Annotated in this window: 2 protein-coding genes and 1 pseudogene; all 3 read right to left on the bottom strand. The window is 45.8% G+C overall.

Annotated elements, in window-relative coordinates; translation table 11 throughout:
• Nucleotides 1–118 precede the first annotated feature (118 nt).
• A complete protein-coding gene (locus ACWYU8_RS21935; protein WP_457521841.1) occupies nucleotides 119–715 on the bottom strand; it encodes a tyrosine-type recombinase/integrase in 597 nt (198 codons plus the stop codon).
• 358 nt (nucleotides 716–1,073) lie between these two features.
• Nucleotides 1,074–1,217: pseudogene (locus tag ACWYU8_RS21930) on the bottom strand (IS5/IS1182 family transposase); the annotation flags it as partial.
• 118 nt (nucleotides 1,218–1,335) lie between these two features.
• Nucleotides 1,336–3,827 (bottom strand): Ig-like domain-containing protein (locus tag ACWYU8_RS21925; RefSeq protein WP_457521840.1); only part of this gene is annotated, 2,492 nt, incomplete at its 5' end.

Raw genomic sequence — 3,827 nt, 5'->3', positions numbered from 1 at the left:
GAATATACGACCGCATCTTAACTTTGAATTGCTAAATCACTTTGTAAATACGTGGATTCCATATAAGGAATGGGGCACAGGCTTTTCAGAAGAGAAGAAAAGCCTGTATCAGCGCTTATCAGCAGTCTGTTTTCTCAGAGAGTCTCAGAGCGTCTTCTAGCTCAACGCCAAGGTACCGAATAGTGTTATCTAGCTTCGAATGCCCAAGTAAGATCTGTACCGCCCTAATGTTTTTTGTTCTGGCATAGATCAAAGTAGCTTTGGTGCGGCGCATGGAATGAGTACCATAGTAGTCCGCATTCAATCCAAGTTTTACAGCCCAATTCCTTATAATTGATCGATAGTATGAGTAGCTGATAGGTTGCTCTTTGCGGCGGCCACTCGGAAATAAAAAACTGCTTGCCTCTAGGGATGCTGAAAAGATCCATCGGCTAATGCTTTGTTGCGTTCTCGGAGTAATCTCATAGTGTACGTCGGTGCCCGTTTTCTGCTGAATGCATTGAACCCTGTCATAGATAACTCCTTGCGAAGAAACATCGTATACGTGCAGCCTTAGCAAATCACTCGCTCTTAACTTGCTATCAATAGCTAGGTTCAGTAGCGCAAGCTGCATGAGGTTGTTTTCAATCTCCAATCTAGTTCTGATTCGCCAGATTTCTTCAAGCTTAAATGGCCTTTTGATGCCACTGCATTTTCCAGAAGATAACTTTCTCATGATGACCTCCTCTTAATGTTGTTGGTCAACATGAAGTTTGGCAGGCACATTTAGTAGGGGTCAGGAGCAGACTACACTTGGTAACAGGTGTAGTCTACTCGACAATAATGACTTAGAGTTGGTGATCCAATTTATGCAATTCGGATAAGCTGAGTTTGGTCAAAATCCAACCCAATAACGCCTATCAAGTCGGTGGCTATTCAGTATAATTTATTTCAGCCGCCTTGGAGTGAACCGCAGGATGACTAAGCCAATAAAGACAAGCAGGATCAGAATGGCAATACGCCAAAAGATATGGTCCAGCAAGTTGGTAGACAGCCTTTCCAATTCGTCGATATGGCGTTGTAGATAAGAGATTGCAATAGAGGTGGGCGACTTCATCACGAATGAATTGAAAATCGATAGCAGAGTCAATTTTACGAACAAGTTGGTCTTTGGGAACAAGTTGTTCCATCGTCACCATTTCAAGTTCATATTGTTGTGGAGAAGGTTCTTGAAGCATGTCGAGGTATCCAGGTTTCTATACCTCTATTAGATCAAAGGACTAGCCTGATGGCTAGTCCTTTGTCAGCAGTCTGAGCCGCATATCGCGGCTCTTTTAGTTTCAAGCAGAATTCTTTCTAGATTTGGTTGTGCATGTCATTAAGCCCTGAATTTAACAGGTCATCATCACTATGATGATCATGATTATCTGGCGTTTCTTCTAACCCCTTATCATGGGCTTTCGCCAAATCTTTATCATGGTCATGCACTAACGCATCGGAAAGGTCGGCATCATGATTTGCTACTGGATTTACATCAGATAAATCATCGACTAACTGAGTGCTGCTGTGCAGATAATGATCAAGTTTAGTTTCGGATGCGGGAGCCACTTCACTCGGTGACAATCCAACCATATTAAGATAATGATCGACAGGACGTGTTTGATCATCGGCTGGTAAAGCCTTGTGCAATGGACTATCCGATTGACTAGCGTAATCAGCTCCTGTCACATCATCCGACAGCAAAACGGTAAATTCAGCCACGGGTTCGATATCTGTCCCTACCTCATCATGCTGAGATGCTGGGGGCGCAGGACTAACACCGGATGCAGAGGTCACGGTCATATCAACCAGATGGGTCGATTCCTGATTTTGTCCACTGTGCCCATGAATATAAGTCACATCCAAATTAACCTTTACGTCCACATTAGACGCATGGGTATCGTGGTATACAATTTGGAAGGGGTCATGATGTTCTTCAGAATAGGTTTGTCCTGCTACATGTGTACCGCCTGCAGCTTTATCTCCGGCCACAGGAGCATCACTATACACATATTCAACATGTCCGGTGTGCGGATCTATAGTCAAGGTACCGTACTGGCCTTTTAGGCTTGTCATTGTATGGCCATGACCATCTGATATGGCCCAGCCTCCTCCTCCTTGCTGAGTTGGCATTAACTGCTGTAACAATGGGGGGACAACTAAATCGCCCGATATATGGGAACCGATGCCTCCCCCACCTGTTGGAGTTGGTGGTTTTAGGAATGACATCGAAGGTACAGGGTTCGTTGTATCTGGGATAAACAATGGACTCGTCGAGGAAGCAGAATTACCAGCTTGATCAACCACGGTTGCAATCACGCTATTCAATCCACCGGGAAGAGCACTAATATCTGTCGCATCGACAGTCGTACTCCATTGCTGATTTACAACTGTGGCCTGATAGTCTTGTCCGCCCAATGATATGTTAACGATTTGTCCATCTTCAACACCATTTACTGTGCCAGAAACAATAAGATCCTCGTGATGTTCAGTGGGATCCAACATGTTATCTCCACTGATAAGGTCGATATCTATGGAAGCTGAATCATCAACGCTATATTGATGCGTATCAGTTACCGTGGATTTATTGCCAGCAATATCTTCCGCTGAGACACTGGCGACAATTTCACTGTTTGCTCCTAAAACTCCTCCCGGAACATCAACGGCAAAACGGTGATTTGTATCGACCACAGCATTGTAGCTAGAGCCTCCAATATCTAATGTCACGACAGAACCGGGAGAGACTTCACTCCCTACTGAACCACCGACAGAGACAACACTACTCAGCTCACTATGATTAAGTACATCATCTGAAGTAATCGGATCAAGCTTGATGGATACCGGAGGGGGCGTTGTGTCGATTTCAATATCCAGAACGCTTGACTGTCCGGTACCACTACCCGAAGGATCAACCGCTGAAGCGACCAACTGATGAGTCGATTCAGGAAGCTGTGGCAATGTAACCTGATAGTGACCACTGCCATCTGACAGTGCATTCGCCACTACAACACCATTTTCAGAAATAGTGACTGCAGAGAACGGTATCGAGGTAGTACCCACAATGGTTGGCGTGTCATCATTTGTGATATGGTCCTGATCAGACACGCCACTATCGCTGGTTATGTCAAGCTGTAGTGTGACTGCATTAGTCAGTGACGGTGTAACAACGTGAGAGTTCGCCACCGTAGTGGTTAGGACTGGCGGTGCGAGTACCTGTGTCTGAATCGTTGGCTGTGTTGTGCCTGCGACTGGAGCAGAAAGCGTACCACTAACATCAAAGGTAAGATATTTAGTCTCAGTACCGCCGTGGTTATCTGAAACTTGAACTTCGAACGTATCTTGACCGCTGTATGTCTGAGTGGAGGCTTGGTAAGTCATACCCGTGACTGTTGCATGCTGTGTATACACATACGCACCAGTCTGAGGGTTTAGTGCTAAGTCCCCAAATAAACCAGAAGGTTGGCTGACGCCAAACGTATGAGTGTCTGAGCTGTCTACATCGTTTTCGACGAGTGTTCCCGTAGTCATACCTTGCGTATGAACAGTCAGTGTCGGGACGTCATTTGTCCCAGTCACTATAATAGTCAAATCTTGTGTATCAGTAGCACCCGCATTGTCGGTCACCGTGACCGGAATGGTCAGCGTCTTACTTTGCCCTGCTGGCAACGATTGATAGGCCGCATCCGTTGGGTCAAACACCCAGCTACCGTCAGGATTGAACGTCAGACCGGACACCGGATTGGCAATCGAATAGCTCAGCGTATCGCCTGCATCTGGATCGGTAGCGATAAGTTGACCGGACGCTTTCT

The organism is Vibrio limimangrovi (assembly GCF_054064025.1).
The sequence above is the reverse complement of the archived record's forward strand: the minus strand, read 5'-3'. Positions and strand labels throughout refer to the sequence as shown.